Annotated in this window: 1 pseudogene; it reads left to right on the top strand. The window is 50.6% G+C overall.

The annotated features are described in order from the left end of the window. Positions 1-1566 (top strand): annotated as a pseudogene (dnaE, locus tag J5F18_RS19410) (DNA polymerase III subunit alpha); the annotation flags it as partial.

Here is a 1566-nt window from a genome sequence, read left to right as displayed (position 1 = left end):
GGCTCGTTGGTCGCCTATGCGCTAAAAATTACTGACCTTGATCCGCTTGAGTTTGACCTTCTTTTCGAACGATTTCTGAATCCGGAACGGGTTTCCATGCCTGACTTTGACGTCGATTTTTGTATGGATCGTCGTGACGAGGTCATCGATCACGTTGCTGAGTTGTATGGTCGTGAGGCTGTTTCACAGATTATTACGTTTGGCACGATGGCAGCGAAAGCCGTCGTTCGTGACGTCGGGCGGGTGTTGGGGCAACCCTATGGATTTGTTGATCGAATCTCTAGCGTTCGAAGAAGAGCCGCGACTGCCCGAGCTCTATAACAGTGACGATGAGGTGCGCGAGGTCATTGATATGGCTCGCCGCCTTGAAGGCGTCACTCGAAATGCTGGCAAACACGCCGGTGGCGTGGTGATTGCCCCGACAAAAATTACCGACTTCACGCCACTATACTGTGACTCGGAAGGTAAGTTCCCCGTTACCCAGTTTGACAAGAATGATGTTGAAACGGCGGGTCTGGTCAAGTTCGACTTCCTTGGCTTGCGCACATTGACGATTATTCAGTGGGCGCTCGACATGGTCAATGCGCGCCGTGCTGAAAAGCAGCAAAAACCAATTTTTATTGAGTCCATTCCGCTCAGCGACCCACGCTGTTTTGAAGTGCTGAAGCGAGCCGAAACAACCGCCGTATTTCAGCTTGAATCGCGGGGCATGAAAGAGTTGATTAAGCGTCTTCTGCCGGACAGTTTTGAGGATATTATCGCACTCGTGGCGCTATTCCGTCCCGGCCCGTTACAGTCGGGCATGGTGGATAACTTTATCGACCGTAAACATGGCCGCGAAGAAATCTCCTATCCTGACTCGACCTATCAGCATGATACGTTGAAACCGATTCTAGAGCCGACCTACGGGGTCATCTTGTACCAAGAGCAAGTGATGCAGATTGCTCAGGTCTTGGCAGGGTATACCTTGGGTGGTGCAGATTTGCTGCGGCGAGCGATGGGTAAGAAAAAGCCCGAGGAAATGGAGAAGCAACGCGCGGTATTTGAGCAAGGTGCTGCGGATAACGGAATCGACCCCACATTAGCGATTAAAATCTTCGACTTGGTGGAAAAATTTGCCGGCTACGGCTTTAATAAATCGCACTCAGCGGCCTATGCACTGGTGTCCTATCAAACACTGTGGATGAAAGTGCATTATCCTGCGGAGTTTATGGCTGCGGTGATGTCAGCCGATATGGACAACACGGATAAGATTGTCACGCTGGTCGATGAATGTGAACGGATGGGCTTAAAAATGATGCCGCCTGATGTGAATCGGGGGTATTACAAGTTTTCTGTCGATGATGCGCAGCAAATTATTTACGGTATTGGCGCGATCAAAGGTGTTGGTGAAGGTCCCATTGAATCGATCATTCAGGCCCGCGATGCGGGTGGTGCATTTACTGACTTATTTGATTTTTGTAGTCGTGTTGATTTGAAAAAGCTGAATCGGCGGGTTATTGAGCGCTTGATTCGGGCTGGCGCCATGGATAACCTCGGTCCTCACCGCGCGGCATTGATGGCCAC

This window comes from Halomonas sp. BM-2019 (assembly GCF_017584085.1).
This window is presented reverse-complemented; position numbering and strand designations above follow the sequence as displayed.